The 26,773-nt window shown below is 71.4% G+C and carries 24 protein-coding genes, 1 rRNA gene and 1 riboswitch; of the genes, 7 read left to right on the forward strand and 18 right to left on the reverse strand.

All coding sequences use genetic code 11. The annotated features are described in order from the left end of the window. The first annotated feature begins 4 nt into the window (after nt 1–4). Entirely contained in the window at nt 5–1,153 is a 1,149-nt protein-coding gene (locus tag PUR26_RS24145; protein ID WP_329874876.1) for a DMT family transporter, read from the forward strand. Here the strand turns inward: PUR26_RS24145 and PUR26_RS24150 are convergent. Then, nucleotides 1,144–2,475 carry an aminotransferase class I/II-fold pyridoxal phosphate-dependent enzyme gene (locus tag PUR26_RS24150; protein ID WP_329874878.1) on the reverse strand — a complete coding sequence of 444 codons (1,332 nt, stop codon included), beginning with the start codon at nt 2,473–2,475 and terminating at the stop codon, nt 1,144–1,146. The two genes, PUR26_RS24145 and PUR26_RS24150, sit on opposite strands and share 10 nt — an antisense overlap. Nucleotides 2,476–2,498: 23 nt before the next feature. On the opposite strand from PUR26_RS24150, the gene PUR26_RS24155 reads away from it, so the two are divergent. Together PUR26_RS24155 and PUR26_RS24160 are read left to right on the forward strand one after the other, a co-directional pair. Further along, nucleotides 2,499–3,224, forward strand: a complete 726-nt coding sequence (locus PUR26_RS24155) for a pyridoxamine 5'-phosphate oxidase family protein (protein ID WP_443077144.1) — start codon at nt 2,499–2,501, stop codon at nt 3,222–3,224. Between the two features lie 6 nt (nt 3,225–3,230). After that, nucleotides 3,231–3,914, forward strand: a complete 684-nt coding sequence (locus PUR26_RS24160; RefSeq protein ID WP_329874880.1) for an FMN-binding negative transcriptional regulator — start codon at nt 3,231–3,233, stop codon at nt 3,912–3,914. 234 nt (nt 3,915–4,148) lie between these two features. Here the strand turns inward: PUR26_RS24160 and PUR26_RS24165 are convergent, their stop codons facing one another. The 3 genes from PUR26_RS24165 to PUR26_RS24175 form a co-directional block, all read right to left on the reverse strand. Further along, entirely contained in the window at nt 4,149–5,138 is a 990-nt protein-coding gene (locus tag PUR26_RS24165; RefSeq protein ID WP_329874882.1) for an EamA family transporter, read from the reverse strand. Nucleotides 5,139–5,179: 41 nt separating this feature from the next. Further along, nucleotides 5,180–5,722 carry a Clp protease N-terminal domain-containing protein gene (locus PUR26_RS24170; protein WP_443077149.1) on the reverse strand — a complete coding sequence of 181 codons (543 nt, stop codon included), beginning with the start codon at nt 5,720–5,722 and terminating at the stop codon, nt 5,180–5,182. 404 nt (nt 5,723–6,126) lie between these two features. Further along, entirely contained in the window at nt 6,127–6,777 is a 651-nt protein-coding gene (locus tag PUR26_RS24175) for a PadR family transcriptional regulator (protein WP_329874884.1), read from the reverse strand. A 138-nt stretch (nt 6,778–6,915) separates the two neighbouring features. Here PUR26_RS24175 and PUR26_RS24180 point away from each other — a divergent pair, with 138 nt between their 5' ends. Next, nucleotides 6,916–7,737, forward strand: coding sequence for a PhzF family phenazine biosynthesis protein (locus PUR26_RS24180; RefSeq protein ID WP_329874886.1), 822 nt, complete (start codon nt 6,916–6,918; stop codon nt 7,735–7,737). A gap of 172 nt (nt 7,738–7,909) precedes the next feature. Here the strand turns inward: PUR26_RS24180 and PUR26_RS24185 are convergent, their stop codons facing one another. Both PUR26_RS24185 and PUR26_RS24190 read right to left on the reverse strand, forming a co-directional pair. Further along, entirely contained in the window at nt 7,910–8,689 is a 780-nt protein-coding gene (locus tag PUR26_RS24185; protein WP_329874888.1) for a CPBP family intramembrane glutamic endopeptidase, read from the reverse strand. A gap of 561 nt (nt 8,690–9,250) precedes the next feature. Further along, the gene (locus tag PUR26_RS24190; RefSeq protein ID WP_329874889.1) at nt 9,251–10,774 is read right to left on the reverse strand and encodes a glutamate--cysteine ligase; all 1,524 of its coding nucleotides are present in this window, start codon (nt 10,772–10,774) and stop codon (nt 9,251–9,253) included. 483 nt (nt 10,775–11,257) lie between these two features. Between PUR26_RS24190 and PUR26_RS24195 the strand changes: the two genes are divergently transcribed. Both PUR26_RS24195 and PUR26_RS24200 read left to right on the forward strand, forming a co-directional pair. Beyond that, nucleotides 11,258–11,851: a hypothetical protein gene (locus PUR26_RS24195; protein ID WP_329874890.1), complete on the forward strand. Its 594-nt coding sequence runs from the start codon at nt 11,258–11,260 to the stop codon at nt 11,849–11,851. Nucleotides 11,852–12,204: 353 nt separating this feature from the next. Continuing rightward, on the forward strand, nt 12,205–12,411 hold the full coding sequence (locus PUR26_RS24200) for a DUF5999 family protein (protein WP_329874891.1): 207 nt from the start codon (nt 12,205–12,207) through the stop codon (nt 12,409–12,411). A gap of 148 nt (nt 12,412–12,559) precedes the next feature. On the opposite strand, the gene gcvP is transcribed toward PUR26_RS24200, so the two are convergent. Further along, nucleotides 12,560–15,445: an aminomethyl-transferring glycine dehydrogenase gene (gene gcvP / locus PUR26_RS24205; protein ID WP_329874892.1), complete on the reverse strand. Its 2,886-nt coding sequence runs from the start codon at nt 15,443–15,445 to the stop codon at nt 12,560–12,562. 176 nt (nt 15,446–15,621) lie between these two features. Further along, nucleotides 15,622–15,721, reverse strand: a riboswitch (glycine riboswitch). A gap of 114 nt (nt 15,722–15,835) precedes the next feature. On the opposite strand from gcvP, the gene PUR26_RS24210 reads away from it, so the two are divergent. Further along, nucleotides 15,836–16,225 (forward strand): PRC-barrel domain-containing protein, encoded by a 390-nt coding sequence (locus PUR26_RS24210; RefSeq protein WP_329874893.1) that lies wholly within the window; start codon nt 15,836–15,838, stop codon nt 16,223–16,225. Here PUR26_RS24210 and PUR26_RS24215 read toward each other — a convergent pair. From PUR26_RS24215 to rrf, 11 genes are all read right to left on the reverse strand, one after another. Continuing rightward, entirely contained in the window at nt 16,129–17,700 is a 1,572-nt protein-coding gene (locus PUR26_RS24215; protein WP_329874895.1) for a DNA polymerase IV, read from the reverse strand. The genes PUR26_RS24210 and PUR26_RS24215 overlap by 97 nt on opposite strands. Nucleotides 17,701–17,780: 80 nt before the next feature. Continuing rightward, nucleotides 17,781–18,371, reverse strand: a complete 591-nt coding sequence (locus tag PUR26_RS24220) for a MerR family transcriptional regulator (protein WP_443077145.1) — start codon at nt 18,369–18,371, stop codon at nt 17,781–17,783. Nucleotides 18,372–18,611: 240 nt separating this feature from the next. After that, the gene (locus tag PUR26_RS24225; protein ID WP_005475662.1) at nt 18,612–19,085 is read right to left on the reverse strand and encodes a bifunctional nuclease family protein; all 474 of its coding nucleotides are present in this window, start codon (nt 19,083–19,085) and stop codon (nt 18,612–18,614) included. Nucleotides 19,086–19,138: 53 nt separating this feature from the next. After that, nucleotides 19,139–19,885 (reverse strand): transcriptional regulator FtsR, encoded by a 747-nt coding sequence (ftsR, locus tag PUR26_RS24230; RefSeq protein WP_329874924.1) that lies wholly within the window; start codon nt 19,883–19,885, stop codon nt 19,139–19,141. 17 nt (nt 19,886–19,902) lie between these two features. Next, nucleotides 19,903–20,844: an FHA domain-containing protein gene (locus PUR26_RS24235; protein ID WP_329874969.1), complete on the reverse strand. Its 942-nt coding sequence runs from the start codon at nt 20,842–20,844 to the stop codon at nt 19,903–19,905. Nucleotides 20,845–20,926: 82 nt separating this feature from the next. After that, nucleotides 20,927–21,916 carry a DUF881 domain-containing protein gene (locus PUR26_RS24240; protein WP_329874926.1) on the reverse strand — a complete coding sequence of 330 codons (990 nt, stop codon included), beginning with the start codon at nt 21,914–21,916 and terminating at the stop codon, nt 20,927–20,929. A gap of 5 nt (nt 21,917–21,921) precedes the next feature. After that, on the reverse strand, nt 21,922–22,254 hold the full coding sequence (locus PUR26_RS24245; RefSeq protein WP_031069011.1) for a small basic family protein: 333 nt from the start codon (nt 22,252–22,254) through the stop codon (nt 21,922–21,924). After that, a complete protein-coding gene (locus PUR26_RS24250; protein ID WP_329874930.1) occupies nt 22,251–23,180 on the reverse strand; it encodes a DUF881 domain-containing protein in 930 nt (309 codons plus the stop codon). Before PUR26_RS24250 ends, PUR26_RS24245 begins: the two co-directional genes overlap by 4 nt. Before the next feature lie 96 nt (nt 23,181–23,276). Further along, nucleotides 23,277–25,772, reverse strand: coding sequence for a mannose-1-phosphate guanyltransferase (locus PUR26_RS24255; RefSeq protein WP_329874932.1), 2,496 nt, complete (start codon nt 25,770–25,772; stop codon nt 23,277–23,279). A gap of 113 nt (nt 25,773–25,885) precedes the next feature. Further along, a complete protein-coding gene (locus PUR26_RS24260; RefSeq protein WP_329874934.1) occupies nt 25,886–26,494 on the reverse strand; it encodes a CDP-alcohol phosphatidyltransferase family protein in 609 nt (202 codons plus the stop codon). Between the two features lie 142 nt (nt 26,495–26,636). Next, nucleotides 26,637–26,753: ribosomal RNA gene (gene rrf / locus PUR26_RS24265) — 5S ribosomal RNA — on the reverse strand. Nucleotides 26,754–26,773 lie beyond the last annotated feature (20 nt).

The following is a 26,773-nucleotide window of genomic DNA, read 5'->3' on the forward strand; positions in this document are numbered from 1 at the left end:
CGGCATGAGCACAGCGACCCCTCCTCGGCCACCGGCCGCCGCCACCGGTACCGCCGCCGGCCCGGCGGCCGCGGACCGCGCCTCCACACCGGCATCCGCCTCCACCGACGGGACCGCCGGTTCACCGGGTTCCGCCCCTGCGCCCGGCTCCGCCGGGGTCTCCGGTCCCGGCACACCCGCCACGGCCACCGCACCCTCCCCCGGCCCGGGGCCGCGCCGGGGGCTCGACTGGCGCGTCCGCTTCGCCGTGCTCTCCCTCATCTGGGGCTTCAGCTTCCTGCTCATCAAGGTGGGCACCGGGGCCTTCGCCCCGTTCCAGGTGACCTTCGGGCGGCTGCTGTTCGGGACGGCGGTGCTCGCCGTGGCGATGGCCGTGAAGCGCGCGAAGCCGCCGCGCGGCCTTCGCACCTGGGGTCATCTGACGGTGGCGGCCTTCTTCCTCAACGCGCTGCCGTTCTCGCTCTTCTCGTACGCCGAGCTGACGATCCCCTCGACGCTCGCCGGGATCTGCAACGCCACGTCCCCGCTGTGGGGCATGGCCCTGTCGCTGGTCGCGCTCTCCGAGGACCGGCCCACCCGCCGGCGGGTGGCGGGCCTCGGCATCGGCTTCCTCGGCGTCCTGACCGTCCTCGGGGCCTGGCAGGGCTTCTCCGGCCTCGACATCACCGGCACCGCCATGGCCCTGCTGGCATCGCTCAGCTATCCGATCGGCTGGATATACGTACGCCGCACGCTCGCGGGCCGGAGCGAATCGCACCTCTCGCTCACCGGGGCGCAGCTCTTCCTGGCCACCCTGCAGCTGGCACTGGTCACTCCCGCGTTCACGAGTCCGCCGGACGACCTCCCGGTCGTTCCGCTGCTCGCGGTGGTCGCGCTGGGCGCGCTGGGTACCGGGTTCGCCGTACTGCTCCAGTACGGCCTGGTCGCCGAGGTCGGCCCGACGACGGGCCAGATGGTCACGTACTTCATCCCGGTCATCGCCACGGCGGCGGGCGTCACACTGCTGGGCGAGGGCCTGACCTGGAACACTCCGGTCGGCGCGTTGATCGTGCTGGCCGGTGCCGCCCTCACCCAGAGCCGGGCGCCCCGCGGCCGCACGCGCGCCGGCCGGACCGCGCCCGCCCCTGCCGCGGAAATCCCGCGTCAGCCGTAACTGCGCGCCGCCAGGGGGCCGCTCGCCGCCGCGACCGCGTCGGCGAGCGGCCCGACGTCGGCCGGGGCCAGCCCCGAAACGGTCAGCCGCACGCCCGGCCCCGCCGACATCCGGAACCGCGCCCCCGGCGCCACCGCCCAGCCCGCGTGCAGCAGCCGCGCCACCGTGCCGGTCTCGTCGGCCACCGGCACCCATACGTTCATCCCGCTGCGCCCGTGCGCCGCGACCCCCCGTTCGGCCAGAGCGCGGACGAGCGCGTCGCGCCGTTCCCCGTACGAGGCCGCGACGGCGCGCGCGTCCACCGCGCCCGTCTCCCACAACCGGGTGACCGCGCGCTGGAGGAGCCGGCTGACCCAGCCCGGTCCGAGCCGCTGCCGGCCGAGGACGCGGTCGACCGTGACGGGGTCCCCGGTCAGCGTGGCGATCCGCAGGTCCGGTCCGTACGCCTTGGCGACCGAGCGCACCAGGGCCCAATGGGTGGTCGTCCCCGCCAAGGGGTGCAACGGCAGATCGACGATGCCGTGGCCGTGGTCGTCCTCGATGAGCAGGACGTCCGGCCGCCGGGCCAGCACCCGCCGCAGCTCCGCCGCGCGGGCGGCGCTCACCGCCGCACCGGTCGGGTTCTGCGCCCGGTCCGTCACGATCAGCACCCGCGCCCCGCCGTCCAGGGCCCGCTCGACCGCGTCGGGCAGCGGCCCCTCGTCGTCCACCTCGACCGGCACGGGCCTCAGGCCCAGGGCCGGTACGAGATCCAGCAGGCTGCCCCAGCCGGGGTCCTCGACCGCCACCGCGTCGCCGGGCCGAACATGCGCGGCCAGGACCCGCTCCACCGCGTCCAGGGATCCGGAGGTGACGGCGATCGGGCCGTCGGGCACCCCGTCCTCGGCGAACGCGGCGCGGGCCAGTCGTGCGAAATCCGCGTCGACCGGCTCCTGGCCGTAGAGCCCCGGGTGCTCGGCGTCGTGCCGCGCGGCGGCCGCCAGGGCCTCCTCCAACGAGGGGAGCAGCGCCGGGTCGGGGTTGCCGTCGCCCACGTCCCGGACGCCGGCCGGGGCGTCGATCCGGAAGCCTCCGCGAGCGGTGGTCGCCGGGCGCGGCCGCACCCTGCTGCCCCTGCGACCGGCCGTCTCGATCACCCCCCGCTCGCGCAGGGTCCGGTAGGCGGCGGCCACCGTATTGGGATTGACACCCAGTCGCTCGGCCAACTGCCGCATGGGCGGCAGCAGTTGACCGGGCTGCAACTCGCCCGCACCCACAGCCTGCTCCACGCTCGCGGCGATCTCCGATGCGCGACGCCCGGCAATCCGATACTCTCCTAGCACAAACCAAATTATGCACTAGTGCAATGGAGATCGCAATGTCGGAGACCTCGACTGGTCCGGTGCCGCAGACCGCGCCGGGGACCGCTGTCGACGCCCAGCAGGACTACGCCCCGACGGGGCGCACCGTGCCCACCCGCTCCCGGGAGCGCGCCGCCTACGACCGCCCGTCGGTGCACGCGATACTCGACGAGGCGTATGTGTGCCACCTCGGCTTCGTGCGCGACGGCGCCCCGGTCGTCCTGCCGACGCTCTACGGGCGGGTGGGCGAGCGGCTGTACGTCCACGGCTCCACCGGCTCCCGCCCGCTGCGCATGGCGGGCGACACCGATCCGGGCCTCGCCGTCTGCCTGACCGTCACCCACGTCGACGGCCTGGTCCTGGCCCGCTCCGCCTTCCACCACTCCATCAACTACCGCTCGGTGGTGATCCACGGCATCGCCCGCCAGGTCACCGACCCCGAGGAGAAGCGCATCGCCCTCGACGCCCTCGTCGACCACGTCGTACCGGGCCGCTCCCTCGACGCGCGCCCGGCGAACGCCAAGGAGCTCGCCGCGACCGCCGTCCTGCGCCTGGACCTCGCCGAGGTCTCCGCCAAGACGCGCACGGGCGGGCCCAACGACGAGCCGGAGGACCTCACGCTCCCGCACTGGACCGGCGTCGTCCCCGTCCGGAGCACGCACGGTACGCCGATCCCCGCCGACGATCTCGACCCCGCCGTCCCCCTGCCCGACTATCTGTCCGTCCGCTGAGGCGCCGTGCTCATCCACCCCTGGGACGCGCCCCACGACGACGCCGAGTGGCGCGACTGGCTCGCCTCGCACGACTTCGGCCAGCTCTCGGTGAACGGTCCGCCCGGGCAACCGCCCTGGGTCCAGCCACTGCACTTCCGGTACGACGCGCACTCCGGACCGTACGGCGCCGTCATCACGCACCTCGCCCGCCCCAACCCGATGTGGCCGGCGCTCGAAGCCGACGGGCTCGTGCTGCTCAGCGTCGTGGACGACTACGCGTTCATCCCCGGCCCGTGGGCGGCGCCCGAGGGCGGGCCGTCCGAGCACGGCACTCCGACGTCGTTCTACGCGGCGGTCCAACTGACGTGCACCGCCCAGGTGGTCGACGATCCCTACGAGAAGGCGGAGCTGCTGAACCGCCAGGTGGCACACTTCCAGCCCGGGGGCGGCTCGGCACGGGCCGCCGTGGGCGAGGCGCCGTACGGCAGGCTGCTGTCCGGACTGCGCGGGCTGCGACTCGACGTGCGTGAGGTGCGGGCGAAGTTCAAGTACGCCAACCACAAGCCGGAGGCCGTCCAGGAGCGGATCGCCGAGGGCCTCGCCGCCCGCGGGGCTCCGCTCGACCCGGCGGCCCGCGCCCATCAGATCCGGCGCCGCACCGGCGTCCGAGACGGGCGCGGGCCCGCGCCGCCGCCGCGAGCAGAGTGATCACCGTGCATCCGGCCGCCGGGAGGACCACAGGGCACCCCGGAGCGGTTCGTCACTGCCCGCGTGCCGAACGGCCCGCGGCCGGCGGGGCGACCGGCCTCGCCGTCGCGACCGCCGTCGCGAACGCCGTCACCCTCGGCGCCGACGGCGGCCCGGGCCGGTCTCCGCCGAAGTGACGGCCGCGCGCGTGGGACAACGGGCGGCGGAGGCACGGCCGGACGCGGGATCGTCCCCCTAGACGGCGGTCGGCCGGGCGGATCGTTCGGCTTCGGCGCGGTCCCGCCCCTCGGCCGGACCGGCGACCGGCCCCGACGGCGGCCTGGGGGTCGAGGACTGGGCGATGAAGGCCCCCACGAGTACCACCGCACCACCGAGGACCTGTGGCGCCGACAGGTGCTCACCCAGCAGCACCCACGCCAGTACGGTCGCGATGACCGCCTCCAGGCAGGCCACCACGCCCGCCACCTGGGGGGAGAGCCGGCGCACGGAGATGACGCCGGCGATGTACGCGACGACGGTCGCGATCAGGATGATCCAGCCGAGCAGCAGCCAGGCCGGGGCCGCGGTGCCGCCCACGTCCGCGGTTCCGGTCAGCACCGCCCACTCCATGCCCCAGGGGGAGGCGACGACGGTGAGGACGAGGGCGCCGAACAGCAGCCCGTACGCGATCACGCCCAGCGGGTCGGCGGAGTCGTCCTCGCCGCCGCCCTGGTCGGACAGGACGAAATAGCCGACCTGACAGCAGGCCGCTCCGAGCGCCAGGAGCAGGCCGAGTACATCGAAGCCCAGTCCCGACCACACCTCGACGACACAGGCGAGCCCGCCGACCGCGAGGACCACACCGAGCGCCGCGGCGCGGGTCACCGGCCGCCGCTGCACGAACCGCACCCAGCCGAGGACCAGCGCGGGGGCCAGGTACTCGATGAGCAGAGCGACGCCGACGGGGATGCGGGAGAGAGCGGCGAAGTAACAGGCCTGCACGCCGGCGACGGCCAGCAGACCGAAGCCGGCCAGCAGCGCGGGCCTGCGGCGCAGCAGATCCCGGTGACGCCAGGCGACGGGCAGCATGATGAGCGCGGCACCGGTCACCCGTAGCCAGACCACGTGCAACGGGTCCAGCCCCGCTTCGATCAGCGGCTTGGCCGCGACACCTGATCCACCGAATGCGAACGCCGAGGCCAGGGCGAGTCCCAGGCCGGCGCTTCTCCCCTGAGACGCGTGCATCGCCACATCATGTCAGCAGCCCGACAGGAGCGTAAAGGCTGTCACACCTGTTGAGACGGGTTCCCGATCCGTCCGGCCAGAGCCTCGGTGTCGATCCCCGCCCGGGTCAGCACCTCGACGGCCCGGCATCCACGGTCCGCGGCGATCCCGGCGAGCAGGTCCACCCCGGCCGCCCGTTCGGCGCCGCGCAGCGCCGCGCGGGCGAGCGCGGCCTCCATGACGGCCACGGCGGCGGGCGACCACCCGGCCATGTCCGCCCCCCGAGCCGGGGGCACGGCACCGGAGCCCTCGACGCGGGCCCGCCAGCGCAGCCCGTAGCCGATGCTGCGCTGGACGAGGCAGCCGAGCACCCGGGCGGCCTGCGGGCCGTCGAAGAGGGCCCGCACCGCGGGGTCCGACTCGATCAGGGAGTGCAGGAGGGGTGCCGTGTCGATCTGGCGGTCGCCGTCGCGCAGCGCCCTGCGTCGCGCTCCGGTGACGACCGGGGCCGGCTCGGCGGTGAGCCCGGCCGCGATCTCCGCACGGCTCTCGGCGGGCCGATGGAGACGTGCGGGGTAGGGCGGTGCACCCTCCCACCTCGTCAGTCGGCCGAGGCCGGAACATCCCCGGCGGGAAGCATTCGCGTGTCCCACGGAAGGTGGGGACCTGCGACCGCTTCCTCCACCTTGGGGAGGAGATCGGAAGATCTTCCCCCGGGGAGAGCGCGCGCCGACTTGCCCCGATGGGGCCGGCGGGCGCGTCGCCACGGGTGGCGGAAGGGGCGGACCGCCGCTCCCCGGCCGCCCGATCGCGCCCCCTCACCTCCCGGCCGCCCAAGGGTGACCGCCCGCCCCTCGGACGCCCGGCCGGGCCGCCCGGCGACCGGAGACCGGGCGCGGTACGGGCGGGTCCCGCGGCCGTAGCTCGCGGGGCCCGCCCGTACCGGCCGCCGATCGGGCGCACGGCCGGCAGCGCACCGGCCGGAACCGGCGGGCCGGTGCGAGCCGGGTCAGTCCTCGTCGGCGAGGATCAGGTACAGCCTCTTCTTGGCGTCGTTGATGACGCCGAGCGCTTTCTGACGCTGATCGGCACTGCCGGTCTTCCAGACCTGGCCGAACGCCTCCATCAGGCCGAAGCCGGCCTGGCGGATCTCGTTCATGGCCTCCCAGTCGACCCCGCGTCCGACCTCCTCCCACGGGGCGTCCGGCCCCGATCCGGCCTCCTCGACACCCGCCTCGGTCAGCGTGAACAGCTTCTTGCCGCCCTCGCTGGCACTGCTGATCAGGCCCTCGTCCTCCAGCAGCTGGAGCGTGGGGTAGACGGAGCCGGGGCTGGGCCGCCAGGCCCCGCCGCTGCGCTCGCCGATCTCCTGGATCATCTCGTAGCCGTGCATGGGGCGGTCCTTGAGCAGCGCGAGGATCGAGGCGCGCACATCACCGCGCCTCGCCCTGCCGCGGCCACCTCCACGACCGCGCCCGCCACCGAAGTGGCCGCCGCCGAACGGACCGCCGCCGAAGCCCGGCCCGAAGGGGCCGAAGGCGGATCGCCCGCCCTCGAAGTCGCCCTGTTCGGCCCAGCCGCCACGACCGCGATGACCGGGTCCGCGGTCACCGTGCCCGTGCCCTCGTCCGTGGTCATGCTCGTTTCCTCGGGAACGCATCACTGACACTCCTTCCACCGTCGATCTGTCGCGATGCGTCAACGATATATCGGAACTGGTCGCCAGACAATCGTTTGCGGTCCAGCGACGCCGGATTGGCCTTGGCCTGCGGCTTCCTTCCGCCCCTACCGTCGGACCATGCGGATTCGAATCGTCGACGCGTTCACCGACCGGCCCTTCTCCGGAAACCCGGCGGGAGTCCTGCTCCTGGACGCCTTCCCCGATGACCACTGGCTCCAGAAGGTCGCCATGGAGGTCAACCTCTCCGAGACGGCCTTCGCCCATCCCCTGCCGCCCGGCGGCGAGGCCGACTGGGCGCTGCGCTGGTTCACCCCGGTCGCCGAGGTGGACATGTGCGGACACGCCACTCTGGCCACGGCCCACGTCCTGCACACCACCGGCCGCGCGACCGGTACGGTGCGCTTCGCCGCACGCTGCGGCATCCTCTCGGCGACGGCCGGCGACGACGGCACCATCACGCTGGACTTCCCCACCTCCACGCTCACGCCGGTACCCGCGCCGGACGGGCTCGCGAAGGCCCTCGGCGCGGAGGTGCTCTCGGTGCACGACACCTCCGCGCACATCGGGGACCTGCTGGTCGAGCTCGCGGACGAGCGGGCCGTACGATCCCTGGCGCCGGACCATGCGGCGCTCACCGCGCTCTCGGACCGGGGCGTCATCGCCACGGCCCGCGCCGAGGACCCGGCACGCGGCCACGACTTCGTCTCCCGCTGCTTCTTCCCCTCCGTGGGCATCGACGAGGACCCCGTCACGGGCAGCGCGCACACCGCGCTGGCGCCGTTCTGGTCGGCCCGCCTGGGCCGCGACGAACTCACCGCCCTCCAGGGCGGAGCGCGAACCGGCGTCATCCGCACCTCGCTGCGGGGTGAGCGCACCCTGCTGACCGGGAGCGCGGTGACGGTCATCGAGGGCGACCTGCTGACCGGAATCGGGAGCTGACCGCCGCGCACGGCCAGGGCACCCCGCAGGGCGCACGGCGTACCGGCCGGGAGGCACGACTCCGTCGCCGCGGGACCGTGCGTTCCGGTGGCCGGACCCGCCGGGGCACACATGACGCGCCCACGACGAAGGGGGCGTACGGCCGCTGCCGTACGCCCCCTTCGTCAGCGATCTACGCGGTCGGCAACCAGCCCACCCTGCCCGCCAGCAGGGCGTATCCGACGAAAGCCACGATGTCGAGCAGCGCGTGCGCCACCACGAGGGGCCCGACCCGTCCCCACCGCCGGTACAGCAGTACGAACACGACGCCCATCACCATGTTGCCGATGAAGCCGCCGATGCCCTGGTAGAGGTGGTACGAGCCGCGCAGGACCGAGCTCGCGACCAGCGCCGCCGTCGGTGTCCACCCCAGCTGCCCCAGCCTGCGCAGCAGGTAGCCGACGACGATCACCTCCTCCAGTACGGAGTTCTGGACCGCCGACAGGATCAGTACCGGAAACTTCCACCACACTCCGGGCAACGCCTCGGGCACTACCGTGAGGTTGAACCCGGCCGCCCGCGCCACCAGGTAGAAGGCCAGGCCCGCGCTGCCGATGCCCGCCGCCACCAGCGCCCCGCGCCCCAGGTCCGACCAGGGCCTGCGGTGGTCGAAGCCGATCGCCCGCAGACCCGCGCCCTCCCTCATGAGCAGGTGCGCCACCAGCGCCACCGGCACCAGCGCGGACGCGATCCCGAAAAGCTGCCACGCGAGGTCGAGCCATGGCCGCCCCGGCGCGTACGACCCGTTGAGCGTCGCGGCCTGGTCCTTCAGCCCGCCCGGCTTCGTCAGAGACCCGATGAAGCTGATGAGCGCGGAGACACCGCTCGCGCCCAGCGAGATCGCCAGGACGAGCACCGTCTCGGACCGGAAGATCTTTCGTGAATTCCCCTCGGGAGGAAGAGAATTCGCCACGCACCCCGCGTCCACCTGCACCCCTGTCTCCACTTCGCCGATCCCGTCCCGCCCCGGCCGGCTCCCGCGCGGCCGGAGTCCCGATGCGAGCGGGACGCTCATGCGCGACGGGCCTCGGGGGCGGACGTCATTCCTACGGCGCGGGATCCTCGTCCGTTCAGTCCCGAGGACACGGCAACGGCTCCCGGCCGCGGGACGTCACAGCTTGCCCGACGGCGAGGCGCGAGGGCGAGGCGGGGCGTCCGCTCGGCGGTTCGACCGTCGCACCGGCACGTCGGACCGACCGCTCGTACGGTGCGCGGAACAGCGCACGGAAAGGCGCGGGAGGCCGGCCGCGCCGCGCGCCGTCCCGCCGACGCGCGGCCGGGCGTCGTGACGGACACACCCGCGCTCTCGTCCGCGCATCGCGGCCGCGGTGCGGCCGGGGCTCCCTCCGCCGGCCCGGCGGCCGGGCGGCCGGGCGGCGGAACCACTCGGCGTACCGACGGGCGGGACGACACCCTGCCGCCCCGCCCGTCACGCCCCACCGTCGCACGAGGTCGTCACGCCCCGCCGGTCACGTCACAGCGCCCGCCGCTCCGCGGGCGAGGGGAAGGCGACCGGCCAGGTGTGCACCGGGTCGCCGTGGTTCATCAGCTCGATGTACCGACGCGTGGTGGCGGCGAGCGCCGCCTCCCGGTCCAGACCTGCCTCCAGGGCCCGGTGGAAGGTCTCCACCTGCCAGGAGGAGCCGTTCACCCGGCGCTTGCAGCGTTGCTCGATGATCCCGAGGTAGTGGTCGCGGTCCCCGGCCTCGATCCCCCAGGCGTCGAGGCCGGCGGCCGCCAGGGGAAGCAGTTCGTCCCGGACGAGCTTGACGGCCGGCACCGTGGTGATGCCGCCGTTGCGGCCGGGGCGCGGCCAGCGCAGCTCGGCGTCGATGCCGAACCGACAGGCGGTCTCGAAGTTCGCGTCGGCGTCGGCGAACGGCATCCGTCTCCAGACCGGTCTGGCCTCCTCGGCGAGCGCGCGCACCAGGCCGTAGTAGAAGGCGGCGTTGGCGATCACGTCGTCGACCGTGGGCCCCGCGGGCAGCACCCTGTTCTCCACCCGCAGGTGGGGTACGCCGTCGGCGACGCCGTAGACGGGCCTGTTCCACCGGTAGACCGTGCCGTTGTGCAGGACCAGCTCGTGCAGCGAGGGCACGCCTCCGTCGTCGAGCACCCGCAGGGGGTCCTCCTCGTCGCAGATCGGCAGCAGCGAGGGGAAGAACCGCAGGTTCTCCTCGAAGAGCTCGTACGCCGATTCGACCCATCGCTCACCGAACCAGGTGCGCGGTCGCACGCCCTGGGCCTGGAGCTCCGGCGGGCGGGTGTCGGTGGCCTGCTGGAACAGCGGAGGCCGGGACTCCCGCCAGAGTTCGCGGCCGAAGAGGAACGGCGCGTTGGCACCGACCGCCACCTGCACGGCGGCCACCGCCTGCGCCGCGTTCCACACATCGGCGAACCGGGCCGGGGTGACCTGGAGGTGCAACTGCACCGAGGTGCACGCCGCTTCGGGAGTGATGGACGCCGCCGTGCAGTTCAGCCGCTCGACACCGTCGATGTCGAGGGTGAAATCCTCACCCCGCGCCGTCACGATCTGATCGTTGAGGAGCATGTAGCGATCGACGTCGGAGAGGTTCGCGGAGACGACGTCCTGCTGGGCCAGCGTCGGGAGAATTCCGATCATCACGATCCCGGCACCCAGCTCCTTGGATTTGCGATCGGCATATCCCAGCCCCGTGCGCAACTCCTCGGCGAGCTGCTCGAAGACGTGCCCGCCGAGTCGGTGCGGGGCAACATTCACTTCGAGATTGAACATTCCGAGTTCCGTCTGGAAATCCCGGCTGGCGATGCGCTCCAGCACCTCGGCATTCATCATCCGAGGCATCCCGTCGGCACCCGCCAGATTGAGCTCGATCTCCAGTCCCATGAGATTCTTGGGCCGGTCGAACCGCTTCTCGGCCAGCAGCCTCCCCAGTCCCGCCAGACACTGTTGCAACTTCTGGCGGTACCTCTGCCGATCGGACAGGTCAGACCCGCCTGCCACGACCTTCTCCCCCATCGAAGCGTCCCTCCTCGAGTGGGCGGCACGCGGCGTCGGCCGCTCGCGTCACGGACGATAATGCCCAGCCGGACTGATCTGTAACGCCCTCGCGGAGACCACCTGGGCGGTAGGCTGAGTAGATCGGGCACCCGGCACATTCCGCTGGCATGAGGCAGTCGGCAGTTACCACTGTCCAGGGCCGCTGAAGAAGGTCGGCGTTTTCCGGCCGACCGCGTTTCGGATAACGCCCCAGGCAGGCGGTCTGCATTCACAGGAAATCCACGAAAACTCCGGTGAATAAAGTCCTGATTCGGCCTTGTCCGTAATATGGGCGACGGCTAGTGGAAACACCGGGTGAACACCTGTCGTATAAACTCCGCGAACGAGGCAGAGAGTCGGCGCCCGGCCATGGGCCCATCGGCCCTCCTCTGACCCCGCGCTGACAGTGCCGTCCGCACCTTCCTCGCTTCACCCTGTCTCTTGAGTGAGAGGCGACCCACCATGCCGCTCCACGTCTCCCAGCCCCCCGCGCCTGCCCTGCGCAGCGTCCTCGCGGCCCTCGGCTCCCCCGCCGTCCGCGAGGCCCATACCCCCGCTCTGCGGTCCGTCCAGGGACCTCTGAGCCCCGAACTGCCGCTGCCCGTCCACGTACTGGACGTACGCGACCAGGCCGTTGCCGCCGTCGGCGCACCGCGCACCAGGCTCACGGGCTGGCGGTTCCTGATCCGCGGCGGTGATCGCGCCGTCGCCGCCGGGGACACCATGCTCACTCCGGACGGCTGGGCCTTCTCGCACTTCTTCGAAGGCCCCTACCTCACCTCCACCGAACGCGCCCTGCGCCAGGCGGAGGCGATGCAGACCGCCTACCAACCGCGCCTGCTGTCGATTCCCGATCTGTACATGCTGACGCTCTGGCTGCACGGCGACACGGAGGCGGACCCCTCCGTCGGCACCCCCGCCCCGGCGGACCTGCTGGTCCCGCTGGCGCCGGCGCCGCCCGGGATCGCCGCGCACTTCCCGCACCGGGTCGCCGACCTGCTGCCGGTCCTGTCGCTGAGACTCGTGCCGCCGCCGCTGCTCGGCTCCACGGCCTGACCCGACCCCCGGGATCCGGTCCCGGGCCCAGCCGGTCACCGGCCCGCCACGCGAGCCGGTGAGACCCGCAGTGCCCCGCGTGCGCTCCGGCCGCGGGGCACTGTGCTGTCGCGGCCGGGTCCGTACGGACTAGCCCGATCCGACCATACGAACCACCCGAAGGGACAGTGCGGTTGAGCTGAACCATCCGCGCGAGTGATACGTCATTAAGCAGTAGGAAGTGCTGCCGCGAAATCCCTGCGGATCGACGCCCGTAGGGCAACACTGGAACGGACCACCGACAACGGGGGGCGGCCATGAACACCGCATCGAGCCGCAGGACAGACACCACACCGCAGCGAAAGAACCCAGCCATGTGCCAGCACCAGCCAGCCTGCCCGACAGCCGACTCCGCGGACCGGGAGGCCGCTCGTCTGATGGCTCACCACCCGGAACAGGGCTGGAGCCTGCTGTGCAACGGCGTCCTGCTCTTCGAGGACACCGGTGAGCTCCTGCCGGACGGACAGATCATCGCGCCGCACCGGCCGCTGAGCACCACGCAGATCATGACGGCGGCCTGAGGGCGGAGCCGCACGGACACGAAGGGGGCCGGCCCGGAGTTCTCCTCCGTACCGGCCCCGACGCATGCCTGCCCGTCAGGCATCTCCTGTGCCGCCTGCGTCGGTCGGCGTACTCACCGACCGACGCTCCTGCCGACGGGCCTACGCCTCAGTTGTCGTACTCGTCCAGCGGCGGGCACGAGCAGACCAGGTTGCGGTCGCCGAACGCCCCGTCGATCCGGCGTACCGGCGGCCAGTACTTGTCCGCGGCCGAGACCCCGGCCGGGAAGACCGCCTCGTCACGGGTGTAGGCGTGCTTCCACTCGCCGCCCAGCGCGGCCGCCGTGTGCGGGGCGTTGCGCAGCGGGTTGTCGTCGGCGGGCCACTCGCCGGACGCGACCTTCTCGATCTCCGCACGGATCGCGATCATCGTGTCGCAGAACCGGTCGAGCTCGGTGAGGTCCTCGCTCTCGGTCGGCTCGATCATCAGCGTGCCGGCCACCGGGAACGACATGGTCGGCGCGTGGAAGCCGTAGTCGATCAGGCGCTTGGCGATGTCGTCGACGCTGACGCCGGTGGCCTTGGACAGCGGGCGCAGGTCCACGATGCACTCGTGCGCGACCAGCCCTGCCGGACCGGTGTAGAGCACGGGGTAGTGCGGCTCCAGGCGCTTGGCGATGTAGTTGGCCGCCAGGACGGCGACCTGCGTGGCCCGCTTGAGTCCCTCGCCCCCCATGAGCCGGACGTACGCCCAGGAGATCGGCAGGATGCCGGCCGAGCCCCACGGGGCGGCCGAGATCGGGCCGACGCCCGTCTCCGGCCCGGCCGTCGGCTGGAGGGGGTGGTTGGGCAGGTACGGGGCGAGGTGCTCCCGCACACCGACCGGGCCGACGCCCGGGCCGCCGCCGCCGTGCGGGATGCAGAAGGTCTTGTGCAGGTTCAGGTGCGAGACGTCGCCGCCGAACTTGCCCGGCTTGGCCACTCCGACCAGGGCGTTGAGGTTGGCCCCGTCGACGTACACCTGGCCGCCGGCGTCGTGCACGGCCGCGCAGATGTCGGCGACGTGCTCCTCGAAGACACCGTGCGTGGAGGGGTAGGTGATCATCAGTACGGACAGCTCGTCACGGTACTGCTCGATCTTGGCGCGCAGGTCCGCGATGTCGACCTCGCCGTCGTCGGCGGTCTTCACCACGACGACCTTCATGCCGGCCATCACGGCGCTGGCGGCGTTGGTGCCGTGCGCGGAGGACGGGATGAGGCAGACGGTGCGGCGGTCGTCGCCGTTGGCGCGGTGGTAGGCGCGCACCGCGAGCAGACCGGCGAGCTCGCCCTGCGAACCGGCGTTGGGCTGGACCGACACCTTGTCGTAGCCGGTGACCTCCGCGAGGCGCTCCTCCAGCTCACGGATGAGGGTGAGGTAGCCCTGCGCCTGGTCGACCGGGGCGAAGGGGTGGATCTGCGCGAACTCCGGCCAGGTGACCGGCTCCATCTCGGTGGTCGCGTTGAGCTTCATCGTGCAGGAGCCGAGCGGGATCATGCCGCGGTCCAGCGCGTAGTCACGATCGGCCAGCTTGCGCAGGTAGCGCAGCATGGCGGTCTCGGAGCGGTGCGCGTGGAAGACCGGGTGGGTGAGGTAGGCGTCGGTGCGCAGGAGGCCCTCGGGCAGCGCCTCGGCCGTCCGGGCGTCCAGTGCCTCTATGTCGCCGTGCACCCCGAAGGCGTCCCAGACGGCGGCCAGCTGCGCACGCCCGGTGGTCTCGTCGCAGGCGACGGAGACGTGGTCGGCGTCGACGAGGCGGAGGTTGACCCCGCCCTCGCGGGCGGCGGCGACGGCCTGGGCGGCCTTGCCGGGCACGCGGACGGTGAGGGTGTCGAAGTACGAGTCGTGCACCACGTCGACCCCGCCCGCCCGCAGGCCCTCGGCGAGGATGGCGGCGTAGCGGTGGGTGCGCCGCGCGATCGCCTTCAGGCCGTCGGGGCCGTGGTACACGGCGTACATGCCGGCCATGACGGCGAGCAGCACCTGCGCGGTACAGATGTTGCTGGTCGCCTTCTCACGGCGGATGTGCTGCTCGCGGGTCTGCAGTGCCAGGCGGTACGCCTTGTTGCCGTCCGCGTCCACGGAGACGCCGACGAGCCGGCCCGGGAGGCTGCGGGCGAACTTCTCGCGTACGGCCATGTAGCCGGCGTGCGGACCGCCGAAGCCCATGGGGACGCCGAAGCGCTGCGTGGTGCCGACGGCGATGTCGGCGCCCAGCTCACCGGGCGAGGCGAGCAGGGTGAGGGCCAGGAGGTCGGCGGCGACGGTGACGATCGAGCCCAGCTCGTGCGCCTGCTCGATGACCGGCTTCAGATCGCGCACGGCGCCGGAGGCACCGGGGTACTGGAGCAGGACGCCGAAGACCCCGCGCTCGGCGATCTCGGCCGGGATGCCGTCGCTCAGGTCGGCGACGACGACCTCGACACCGGTCGGCTCGGCGCGGGTCTCGATGACGGCGATGGTCTGCGGCAGGGCGTCGGCGTCGACCAGGAAGACGCCGTCCTTGACCTTGCCCACACGGCGGGCGAGCGACATGGCCTCGGCGGCCGCGGTGCCCTCGTCGAGCAGCGACGCGCCGGAGGTGGGCAGACCGGTCAGATCGGCCACCACGGTCTGGAAGTTGAGGAGCGCCTCCAGGCGGCCCTGGGAGATCTCCGGCTGGTACGGCGTGTACGCGGTGTACCAGGCCGGGTTCTCCATGACGTTGCGCAGGATGACCGGCGGGGTGAAGGTGCCGTAGTAGCCCAGGCCGATCATCGGTGCGAGCACCTGGTTGCGGTCGGCCAGCGAGCGCAGCTCGGCGAGGACCTCGGCCTCGGTACGGGCCTCCGGCAGCCCGAGCGCCTCGGCGCTCTTGATGACGTCCGGAACCGCGGCGGCCGTGAGCTCGTCGAGCGACCCGTAGCCCACCTGCGCGAGCATCTTGGCCCGGGCCTCGGCGTCGGGTCCGATGTGGCGCTGCTCGAAGGGGATGCCTCGCTCCAGCTGGGAGAGCGGAATGCGGTTGGCGGTCATGCGGGGGGCCTCCTGGTCGATGCGACCTGCGAGGGGCACCACGGCGCGGGTGCCCGGACGGCCTCCCCCTCTGTCATCTCAACCTGAGAGCTTCACCGGACGCCACAGGGCGGTCCGGCTTTCACCGTCGGTGAGAGCGGATGCCGTCCGACGCCCGCCCTGCTTTCCAGAGTGACCTCGTCCGTGCGGTACAGGGTGCCTGAGAGATTCCGGGGAGGATTTGCTCCTTCGGCGCCTCCGAAAGGTTTCTCCAGAGGACTCTCCCGCACGGGGTCAGCAGCCGCTAGCCAGACTACCAGCGAGGTCGGATCACGATCCCTCAAGTGGCCGAGGTCACCGTTGTGCACTTTCGTAGTGTTGACGGAACTGTTGCGACCAGTTGGAGGGACCGTGCAGACCGATATCGATCCGCGCAGCCTGATCGGCCGCAAGACCTTCGACCGCAACGGGCACAAGATCGGCAGCATCGACGAGGTGTATCTGGACGACGCGACGGGCGTGCCGGAGTGGGCGGCCGTCCGCACGGGTCTGTTCAGCCGTGACGCCTTCGTCCCCCTGGCCCCCAGCGAGCTCGCCGACGACGGCCTGCACGTCCCCTACGAGCGGGCCCTGATCAAGGACGCGCCCGACTTCGGCGTCGGACGCCACCTCTCCCCCGAACAGGAGCTGCAGCTCTACCACCACTACGGAATCGACCTGCCTTCCCCGCCGGAGGACTCCGCGCCCCCCTCCGCCGCCTCCGACCGCGACTTCGGCAGGCTGGCCGGACAGGACGACTGACCGGGGTGCCGGGACTCCCCCGGCACCAGCGGCAGCGGATCCGACAGCTCCAGCATCGGATCGTCCGACCAGAACGTCCGCACACGCCCCGGAGCCGATCCCGGCGTCTCGAACCGCACCGTGACCCGCCCCACCCCGCTGCCCTGCACCCACCCCGCACCGTGATCGGCGTGCCGCACGTCGTGCCCGGCCGGCCACCGCCGTTCGTGCCGCTCCTCGTCGGGGCGGGCCCCCTCGGCCGCCCGGGCACCGCTGTCCCCGGCCGCACCTCCCGGCCGGCCCGCCTGAGCCCCCGGCCCCTCGGGGTGGCCGTGGGGCCGACGGTGGGCCGGTCCGTCGGCGGTCGCGGGCGAGGCGGCGTCGGACGGGCCGCCCGCCGCCAGGACGGCCGCCTCGTCGGCGGCGGCCGCCTGCGCGAACAGATCCTCCTGCGTGTAGTCGGCCAGCCCCGACACGCCCACGCCCAGCAGCCGCACCCCGCCCGTGGTGTCCACGGCCTCCAGCAGCCGCCCCGCCGCCTCGCGCACCACCCCGGGATCGTCCGTCGGGCCGCGCAGCGTCTCCGAGCGGGTCAGCGTCGAGAAGTCGTACCGCCGCACCTTCAGCACCACCGTCCGGCCGGAGCGCCCCGCGGCCCGCAGCCGCCGCACACACCGGTCGGCCAGCCGCTCCACCTCCATGCGCACCCGCACCCGGTCGTGCAGGTCCACGTCGAAGGTGTCCTCCACCGACACGGACTTGGCATCCCTCTCCGCCACCACGGGCCGGTCGTCGTACCCCCGGGCCATCCGGTGCAGCGACACCCCGTGCGCCTTCCCCAGCAGCCGTACGAGCTCGTCCTCGCCCGCCTCCGCCAGGTCCGCCACCGTGGTCATGCCCGCCCGTCGCAGGTGCTCGCCGGTCGCGGGCCCCACGCCCGGCAGGGTGCGCACCGGCATCGGCCCCAGCAGCTCTCGTTCCGTGCCGGGCTCGATCAGCAGCAGCCCGTCGGGCTTGGCCTCCTCCGACGCGATCTTCGCCAGCATCTTGGACCCCGCCAGCCCCACCGACCCGCTGAGCCCCGTGGCCCCGTAGATGTCCCTGCGCAGCCGCTCACCGGCCTCCCGCGCCGTCGCGGCGTCATGGGCCGATCCCCCCGCCTCCAGGTCCACGAACGCCTCGTCCAGGCTGAGCGGCTCCACCAGCGGCGAGAGCCGCCCCAGCAGCTCCATGACCTGCTCGCTCACGGCCCGGTACAGCGTGAACCGCGGCACCAGGTACGCGGCGTTCGGCGCGAGCCGCCGGGCCTGGGCCATCGGCATCGCCGAGTGCACCCCGAACCGCCTGGCCTCGTACGACGCCGTCGCGACCACACCGCGCGGCCCCAGCCCGCCGACCACCACGGGCTTTTTGCGCAGACTCGGCTTCGCCGCCTGTTCGACGGCGGCGAAGAAGGCATCCATGTCCAGATGCAGGATCGTCGGCGCTGCTCTCACATCACTGATGCTGCACTACGCCACTGACAATGGCTCGCACCCGTGTACGACCGGCCGCCCGGGCTCGTCCGCGGTCCCGGTCAGACGGCCTTGTCACGCCGGCGCCTGGCCAGTTCGTCCGAGGGATTCGGCCCGATCAGCGTCTCGCCCGTGTCGACGCGCTCGCCGTGCAGCTGCGACAGCGCCGCCTCGACGTCCCGCCACACCACGCCGACGGCGATGCCGAAGATGCCCTGGCCGCCCTGGAGCAGGTCCACGACCTCGTCCGGGGAGGAGCACTCGTAGACCGTGGCGCCGTCGCTCATCAGCGTCATGCGCTCCAGATCGCGAAAGCCCCGGGCACGCAGGTGCTGAACCGCGGCCCGGATGTTCTGCAGGGCGACCCCCGTGTCGAGGAATCGCTTCACGATCTTCAGAACGACCACGTCACGGAAGCTGTAGAGCCGCTGGGTGCCCGATCCGTAGGCGGCCCGCACGCTCGGCTCCACCAGCCCCGTACGGGCCCAGTAGTCGAGCTGGCGGTATGTGATCCCGGCCGCCGCGCAGGCGGTCGGACCCCGATAGCCGATGGTCTCGGTGTCCGGGTCGGCCGCGTCGCCGTGAAGCGGTTCGGCCGCACTTCCGTGAAGCGGGTACGGCCCGCTCGCCGCCGTACCGTCGCCGCTGCTCATCACGCCGACCCTCCGTCCTAGACCTGCCATCTCGACGGTAGGCAGTCACTCGGGGTGCGTCAACGATCGCCACACTCGGCACGCCGAGTGATAATCACCCTGAGAGTGGTTTCCCGTATCCCGATTCCGGGAAAGGCTACTCGAATGCGCCGATGGCGCCCCCAAGATCAGGCCACGGAGAAGACGTCACGCCCGCCGGTCACGGCTCGGGCCGACGGTGGCCGGGGCAGACGGGCGAGGTCACTGACTGTTGGTCCCGAAGTCCTCGGGCGAGATCTGGTCGAGGAACTCGCGGAACTTCTCCACTTCGTCCTCCTGCTCGTCCGGGATGGCGATCCCGGCGTCGTCGAGCACGCCGTCGCTTCCGAAGATCGGGGTACCGGTGCGCAGGGCGAGCGCTATGGCGTCGGACGGCCGGGCACTCACCTCGACCCCGCTGGCGAAGACAAGCTCCGCGTAGAAGACACCTTCCCGCAGGTCGGTGATGCGCACCTCGGTCAGCTCCTGACCCACGGCCTCGAGCACGTCCTTGAAGAGGTCGTGCGTGAGCGGCCGGGCAGGGGCCATGCCCTGCTGGGCGAAGGCAATGGCCGTCGCCTCCCCCGGACCGATCCAGATGGGGAGGTACCGGTCGCCTCCCACTTCACGCAGGAGCACGATCGGCTGGTTGGAGGGCATCTCGACCCGGACACCGACAACATCGAGCTCGTTCACACAGCAACCCTAGGACGTGCCGGACCGGTTTGGGTAGTCGGGCCCCCTCAAGATCAGTGCAACCTGACCCCGAGAGCCGTCTGCACCAGGGCCGCGTGCAGCCGCACCGAGAGGGCCGCCATCTCCTTGGCTGTCGCCTCGGCATGGGCTCTGGTCTGCGGATTACGGTGCCGGCGCAGGGGCGCGACCACCTGTTCGACCAGTCCCGCCTCGCGGTCGGCGGCGGCTTTCACCGCGCGAAGATGGCGCGGTTCGATACCGAATCTCCTCAGGTCCGCGACGAGCTTGGCGACCGTCACGGCCTCCGCGTCGTACCCGCCGTCCGCTTCCGGGGTGATCAGACCGTACGACTCCCACTCGGCGAGCTCGTCCTCACCGGCCTCGGCGGCCGCCAGGAGCTCGGCCCTGCCCACCCGGGCGACCGTGGGACGGTCCAGGCCGGGCTCCCAGGGACCGCCGTCCAGAAGGTCGCGCTGGGGCCCGGGGGCCGGCAGCGCGACCTGCTCGCCGCGTGCGAGGGCGTCCAGGTGTTCGCGGATGACCTTCAACGGCAGATAGTGATCCCGCTGCATGCGCAGGATCTGGGCCAGCCGCTCGACATCCCCGGGACCGAACTTCCGGTATCCGGAAGCGGTCCGCTGCGGCTCGACGAGCCCCTCCGCCTCCAGGAACCGGATCTTGGAGATGGTGACTTCGGGAAACTCCTCGCGCAGCTGGTTGAGCACCGTACCGATGCTCACCAGCTGATCAGCCGAGCCGGCGGCGCCGTGACCGGCACCGCCAGCCGAAGTTCGCAGCATAGGCCTTCCCTGCCGGGTCACACGCCTCGCTGGCTCGCGTAGAAGACGAGCCGGTACTTGCCGATCTGCACCTCGTCGCCGTTCGCCAGGACGACCGAGTCGATCGGCTCCCGGTTGACGTAGGTGCCGTTGAGGCTGCCGACGTCCGAGGCGGTGAAACTGCCGTCCTGGGCCCTGCGGAACTCCACATGACGCCGCGACACGGTCACGTCGTCGAGGAAGATGTCGCTCTGCGGGTGCCGTCCGGCGGTGGTCAGCTCACCGTCCAGCAGGAAGCGGCTGCCCGAGTTCGGGCCGCGCCGCACCACCAGGAGCGCGGAGCCGAGCGGCAGAGCGTCCACCGCAGCCTGCGCCTCCGGCGACAGCGACGGCAGCTGCGTCTGACCGGTCACCTCGGCGTCGTACGCCTCCAGACCCGAGATCGAGATGGTCGACGTCGTCTCGGACGCACGCTCCGCGGGGGCACCCGCACGCAGCGGCGCACCGCAGTGGGAACAGAACCTGCTGGCCTCGGCGTTGCGGTGCCCGCACCTCGTACACACCGGCATGGACGAACCCTCCTGCCGCGGCCGGCCCGCGTGGGGGCTGGTCGCATACGGGTCGGGGGCAAACCCTCCACCCGCACTCGAGGTCGATGGTTCCCCGAAACCTATGCGGCCGGGACCGGCAGGGTCAACAGACGCGCCCTGACCCCCCGGAATGTCACCGCCCGGACCAGCGACCTCGTCACGGAACAGCGGGCGCTCGCCACCCTGCTCCTCATCCTGGCCATGGCGCGGCGCGCGATGCTTGGCAGCGTTGCCGCTGTCCTCGCGCGCGCTCTTGCCGAACAACTTCGCAAACAACTTCACGGGCGATTCCCCTTGAACGAAACAGACCCGCCCGTGGGGCAGGACGAACCCTGATTGAACACACCTGCCGACCCGGACACCCTCACAACGTCCGTACCCTCCGGACAGTTTCCACCACGCACCACCGTTGTGATGCGGCGACCCCCCGCAACCTCATGCCCTCGTCGCACGACCCCCATGCGCCCCCGCCTCACCGCGATGACGACCGAGCGTAGTCAGGCCGCTCCGCCGGTCGCAAGGCGTCCACGACGATCTTCTCCGAGCGGGTCACCGTGGCGGTGGCCTGCTCCTTCTCCAAGGTCTGCACGACGCCTCCCGGGATGTTCAGCGCCGGTTCGAGGTCCTGGGGCTTGCCGATGACCTTGAAGCGGTACGGACCGTCGATCTTCTGACCGTCCACCTCGATGTCGCCGTCGGCACCGGAGAAGTACGAGTCGGCGACCACCCTCACGTCGTTGACCTGGATCGCCTCGGCACCGGCCGCACGGAGCTCCTGGATCGCGTCCAGGAGCATGTCCGAGTCGACCGCACCGGCCCCGTCGTCGATGGTGAGCGTGATCCCCGGCCCCTGCGCCGCCACCGTACCGGCCAGGATGCCCAGCTGCCGCTCCTTTTCGAGCGTCTGCTTGCGGGCCTCCTCCGCCTGGTCGGAACTGCTCTCCAGCTCCGTACGCTGATCCTCCAGACGAGCCTTCTCGTCCTCCAGCCGCTGCGTACGGTCGTCGAGCTCGTCGAGGATACGGACCAGGTCCTCCTGACGCGCCCCGCGCAGCGCGCTGCTGTCGCTGGTCGAACGGACCTGGATGGCCAGACCCAGCCCCAGGCCGAACAGGAGGACGGCCACGATGAGTTGGGCCCGCGTGATGCGCGGCGGCCACAGTCCCGCGACCAGCCGCTGACGGCCGCTCTGCTCGGGCGGTTCCGCGGCCTCCTCGGAGGCCGTCCCGGGTGCCGCCGGTTCCTCACGGACCGCCGGTGCCTCGGGCGCCGGCACCGCCTCCGACGGAGCCGGCGGCGCGGGCTCGGCCGGCGGCTGCGGACCCGGCAGCGCCTCCGGTCCCGGCCGGGGACTCGGCTGGGGCATGGGCAGGGGCCCCGGGGACCCGGGGGACTCGGGGGACTCGGGCCGGGAGTTGGTCTCTCCGTTGCCCTCGGGCTGGGGTGTGCTGTCGTTGCTCATCGGCCTCACGCCCGGAACACATGCCGCCGGATGGCGGCAGCGTTGGAGAAGATCCGGATGCCGAGCACCACGACCACACCCGTGGACAGCTGCGCCCCGACACCCAGCTTGTCGCCCAGGAACACGATGAGCGCGGCCACGACGACGTTCGACAGGAACGAGACGACGAAGACCTTGTCGACGAAGATCCCGTCGAGCATCGCCCGCAGACCTCCGAAGACCGCGTCGAGGGCGGCCACGACGGCGATCGGCAGGTAGGGCTCGACCACCGCCGGTACCTCGGGCCGGACGAACAGTCCGACCACGACTCCCACGACGAGGCCCAGTACGGCGATCAAGATGTGCCCTTCCCTGTGTCGGCCGCGCCCTGCCCGTCACCCGTGCCGGCTCCGGCGGTCCTCGGCTCTGCTGTACGTACGATCAGGCTCGGCGCGGCCGGCAGACGCACCTCGTCCGGGCTGGAAATGCTGGTGCGGATACCGAAGTTCTCCTGCAGCGCGTGCAGGTACTGGCCGTCGGCACTGTCCTGGAACGCGGTGCTCAGCTTCTTCCCGTCCCCCACCGCGAGCACCGTGTACGGCGGCACGAGCGGCTTGTTGTCGACCAGTATGGCGTCGCCCGCCGCGCGGATCGCCGACAGGGCGGTCAAGCGCTGCCCGTTGATGGAGATCGCCTCGGCGCCCGACTGCCACAGTCCGTTGACGACCCGCTGCATGTCCCGGTCGCGCACCCGGCCGGTGTCGGAGAACCCGCTGCTCTCCCGGGGCCCGCCGCCACCCTGGTCGGTGCCCTTGGCGTCGTCGACGACGAGCTTGACGCCCGGCCCCCGTACCTCGGTCGCACCGGAGAGCAGGGCGACGAGCTCCGCCTGGTCCCCGCCGTGCCGCTGCAACGCCTTGCGCTGGCGTTCCCCCACTTCGCCCCGCAACTGCTCGATCTGCTTCTCGAGGTCGTCCGCGGCCGATGTCTCCGACTCGATCCGGTCGATGAGCTCTTCGCGTTCCTTCGCCACGACCGGCGCGGATATCTGCGCCTGCGCGGCTCCCAGGGTGACGACCATGGCGGCGAGCACCAGTCCGGCCGCCAGCCCGAGCTTCGCCCGCAGCGTCCGCGGCAGTCCGCCGCCCTCGGCGGCCCGGCGGGCCGACGCCTCCGCGTAGCCGTCGTCGAGCGCGTGGTCCATCACATTGGTCAGCAGCGACATGGACGCGTCGGGACGCGGAGGTGGCGATCCGGTGCTCCGAACGGGGGGCTGCTGCGACATGCCGCACATCGTCGCACGTCGGAGCCGCTACCGCCGAATGGCCCCACCGATGTGCCGGAAGGCGCCCGTGGGCGTCCGCCGGCACATCGCCCGGGGTCAGTGGCCGGCGCTGTCCACCACCGCGGCCCACTCGTCGAGCAGCGCCTGCGCGGACGCGTCGTCCGGGCCTTCCGCCCACAGGTGGGTGACGGCCTCAGCGGGGTCGGGCAGCACCATCACCCAACGGCCGTCGGCCTCGACGACCCGTACGCCGTCGGTCGTGTCCACGTGCCGGTCCCCGGCCGCCTCGACGACCCGCCGCATGACCAGGCCCTTGACGGCCCAGGGGGTCGCCAGGTCCCGCCGCAGCACATGGGCTCGCGGTATGCGGGCGTCGATCTGGCTCAGCGTGAGCTGGGTCCGCGCGACCAGTCCGATCAGCCGCACGAACGCCGCGGCACCGTCGAAGACGCTGCTGAACTCGGGCACGATGAACCCGCCGCGCCCGTCACCGCCGAAGATCGTCGACTCCTCGCGTCCCACCCGCGTCAGATCGTCGGGAGACGTGGTCGTCCACTCCACCTGAGTGCCGTGGTACGCCGCGACCTGCTCGGCGATGCGGGTGGTGGTCACCGGCAGGGCCACCCGGCCGCTGCGTCGCTCGGCGGCCACCAGATCCAGCAGGACGAGGAGCGCCCGGTCGTCCTCGATGATCCGGCCCCGCTCGTCCACGAGCGAAAGCCGCTCGCCCACGGGGTCGAACCGCACGCCGAAGGCGGCCCGTGCCGACGCCACGATCTCACCGAGCCGCACGAGCCCGGCCCTGCGCGACTCGGCCGTCTCCGTCGGGCGGGACTCGTCGAGGCCCGGGTTGATCGTCAGGGAGTCCACGCCCAGCCGTCCCAGCAGGCTGGGGAGGACGAGCCCGGCGCTTCCGTTGGAGGCGTCGACGACGATCTTGAGGCCCGCTTCCGCCACCCCGGTCGTGTCGACGCTTCTCAGCAGCGAACCGGTGTACGAGTCGAAGACGCTGGACGGGAAGCTCAGATCGCCGATCTCGCCCGGGAACGCCCGCCGGTACTCCTGGCGCGCGAACACCCGGTCCAGCTTGCGCTGCCCCGCCTGCGACAGGTCGGCGCCCCGTTCGTCGAAGAACATGATGTCCACCGAGTCGGGAACACCGGGCGACGTCCGGATCATGATTCCGCCGGCGCTTCCCCGCGCTGTCTGCTGCCGGGCCACGGGCAGCGGTACGTTCTCGAGGTCGCGCACGTCGATGGCGCTCGTCTGGAGAGCGGAGATCACCGCCCGCTTCAGCGCCCGGGCACCACGGGAGTGGTCACGGGCGGTGGTGACGGTGGCGCCCTTCTTGAGCGTGGTGGCGTACGCGCCGGCCAGCCGCACGGCCAGCTCCGGGGTGATCTCCACATTGAGGATTCCGGAGACCCCGCGCGCGCCGAAGAGGTGGGCCTGTCCGCGCGACTCCCAGATGACGGACGTGTTGACGAAGGCGCCGGCCTCGATGGTCTTGAACGGGTAGACCCGTACGTTGCCCTGAACGATCGATTCTTCACCGACGAGGCACTCGTCCCCGATGACGGCGCCGTCCTCGATCCGGGCAGCTCGCATGATGTCGGTGTTCTTGCCGATCACGCATCCGCGCAGGTTGCTCTGCTGCCCGATGTAGACGTTGTCGTGGATCACGGCCCGGTGGAGGAAGGCGCCGCTCTTGACGACGACGTTGGAGCCCACGACCGTGTGCTCGCGGAGTTCCGCGCCGGCCTCGACCTTGGCGTAGTCACCGATGTAGAGCGGACCGCGCAGGACGGCGTCGGGATGGACCTCGGCGCCTTCGGCGACCCACACGCCGGGAGAGATCTCGAAGCCGTCGACGTCGACGTCGACCTTGCCTTCGAGGACGTCGGCCTGGGCCTTCACATAGCTCTCGTGGGTGCCGACGTCCTCCCAGTAGCCCTCGGCGATGTAGCCGTAGATCGGCTTGCCTTCCTTCATCAGCTGAGGGAAGACATCACCGGACCAGTCGACCGAGACATCGGGCTGGACGTAGTCGAACACTTCGGGTTCCATCACGTAGATGCCCGTATTGACGGTGTCCGAGAAGACCTGCCCCCAGGTCGGCTTCTCCAGGAAGCGCTCGACCTTGCCTTCTTCATCCACGATGGTGATACCGAACTCCAGCGGGTTCGGCACCCGGGTCAGGCACACCGTGACGAGTGCGCCCTTTTCCTTGTGGAAGGCGATGAGGTCGGTCAGATCGAAATCGGTGAGCGCGTCACCGGAGATGACGAGGAAGGCATCGTCCTTCAATGCCTCCTCGGCGTTCTTCACACTCCCCGCAGTGCCGAGCGGCTTCTCCTCATTGGCATAGGTGAGCTCCATACCGAGCTCTTCCCCGTCACCGAAGTAGTTCTTCACCAGCGATGCGAGGAACTGCACGGTCACAACGGTCTCATTGAGCCCATGCCGTTTGAGCAAACGCAGCACATGCTCCATGATCGGCCGGTTGACCACCGGCAGGAGTGGCTTGGGCATGCTCGAGGTCATGGGGCGAAGTCGAGTGCCTTCGCCGCCAGCCATCACGACGGCCTTCATGTCGGAAGCGTCCTCCTTGCAGAGATGACGGTCCAGCCGACTTCGCCCATTCGGGCTGCCGCTCACTCAGGCCAAGCTGCAGGAACGGTCACTGCACAGCACCGGAGACGAGCTCAATCGGCCGCGGTATCCGCCTTGACGAGGCGGCGGACCTGGACCACGTAAAGGATCCCTGCCCACCAATACAGAGTTGTACCCCATCCGGCGAACGCCCACCCGAAAACTTCAGCGAGTGACGACAGCCACCCGTCTCCGTCACTGAGCAGGAGAAGCGGGAAGGCGTACATCAGGTTGAACGTCGCCGCCTTGCCCAGGAAGTTCACCTGTGGGGGCGGGTAGCCGTGCCGGCGGAGGATCCCCACCATCACCAGCAGCATCAGCTCACGGGCCAGGAGAGCGGCGGTGAGCCACAGCGGCAGGATCTCGCGCCAGGTGAGGCCGATCAGGGTGGAGAGGATGTACAGCCGGTCCGCGGCCGGGTCGAGGATCCGCCCCAGGCTGCTGATCTGGTTCCAGCGTCGCGCCAGTTTGCCGTCGAGGTAGTCGCTGATGCCGCTGAGCATGAGCACCAGCAGGGCCCAGCCATCGCTCCTGGGTCCGTCGAAAACGGGGCGGAGAATCAGCCACAGGAAGAGCGGCACGGCTACGAGACGAGCCATGCTGAGGATGTTGGGGATGGTGAGGACCCGGTCGGTCTGAACGCGGGTCTCCTGGACCTCCACCCGGGAGCCTCCTGTGAGAACGAGCCAACGATGCCCCCTGACTTTACCGTCAGATACGACCGGCCTGTGCACAGGGGTCGTCCAGGGCCCTGAACGCAGGAAAGCCCCGCACCATAAGGTGCGGGGCTTTCCCACAATGATTGTTCGGCGGCGTCCTACTCTCCCACAGGGTCCCCCCTGCAGTACCATCGGCGCTGAAAGGCTTAGCTTCCGGGTTCGGAATGTAACCGGGCGTTTCCCTAACGCTATGACCACCGAAACACTATAAAGTTGAACTCA

Origin of the sequence: Streptomyces sp. SP18CS02 (assembly GCF_036322365.1) — a bacterium.
In the GTDB taxonomy this organism is placed as follows: domain Bacteria; phylum Actinomycetota; class Actinomycetes; order Streptomycetales; family Streptomycetaceae; genus Streptomyces.

Excerpts from the sequence above, each read along its gene's own strand:
- PUR26_RS24255 (WP_329874932.1), bottom strand. The coding sequence starts at position 25,772 with ATGAAGGCCGTCGTGATGGCTGGCGGCGAAGGCACTCGACTTCGCCCC.
- ftsR (WP_329874924.1), bottom strand. The coding sequence starts at position 19,885 with ATGCTGCGAACTTCGGCTGGCGGTGCCGGTCACGGCGCCGCCGGCTCG.
- PUR26_RS24180 (WP_329874886.1), top strand. The coding sequence starts at position 6,916 with ATGCGGATTCGAATCGTCGACGCGTTCACCGACCGGCCCTTCTCCGGA.
- PUR26_RS24190 (WP_329874889.1), bottom strand. The coding sequence starts at position 10,774 with ATGGGGGAGAAGGTCGTGGCAGGCGGGTCTGACCTGTCCGATCGGCAG.
- PUR26_RS24200 (WP_329874891.1), top strand. The coding sequence starts at position 12,205 with ATGTGCCAGCACCAGCCAGCCTGCCCGACAGCCGACTCCGCGGACCGG.
- PUR26_RS24240 (WP_329874926.1), bottom strand. The coding sequence starts at position 21,916 with ATGAGCAACGACAGCACACCCCAGCCCGAGGGCAACGGAGAGACCAAC.
- PUR26_RS24145 (WP_329874876.1), top strand. The coding sequence starts at position 5 with ATGAGCACAGCGACCCCTCCTCGGCCACCGGCCGCCGCCACCGGTACC.
- PUR26_RS24250 (WP_329874930.1), bottom strand. The coding sequence starts at position 23,180 with ATGTCGCAGCAGCCCCCCGTTCGGAGCACCGGATCGCCACCTCCGCGT.
- PUR26_RS24165 (WP_329874882.1), bottom strand. The coding sequence starts at position 5,138 with ATGCACGCGTCTCAGGGGAGAAGCGCCGGCCTGGGACTCGCCCTGGCC.
- PUR26_RS24220 (WP_443077145.1), bottom strand. The coding sequence starts at position 18,371 with ATGAGCAGCGGCGACGGTACGGCGGCGAGCGGGCCGTACCCGCTTCAC.
- PUR26_RS24155 (WP_443077144.1), top strand. The coding sequence starts at position 2,499 with ATGGAGATCGCAATGTCGGAGACCTCGACTGGTCCGGTGCCGCAGACC.
- PUR26_RS24195 (WP_329874890.1), top strand. The coding sequence starts at position 11,258 with ATGCCGCTCCACGTCTCCCAGCCCCCCGCGCCTGCCCTGCGCAGCGTC.
- PUR26_RS24175 (WP_329874884.1), bottom strand. The coding sequence starts at position 6,777 with ATGCGTTCCCGAGGAAACGAGCATGACCACGGACGAGGGCACGGGCAC.
- gcvP (WP_329874892.1), bottom strand. The coding sequence starts at position 15,445 with ATGACCGCCAACCGCATTCCGCTCTCCCAGCTGGAGCGAGGCATCCCC.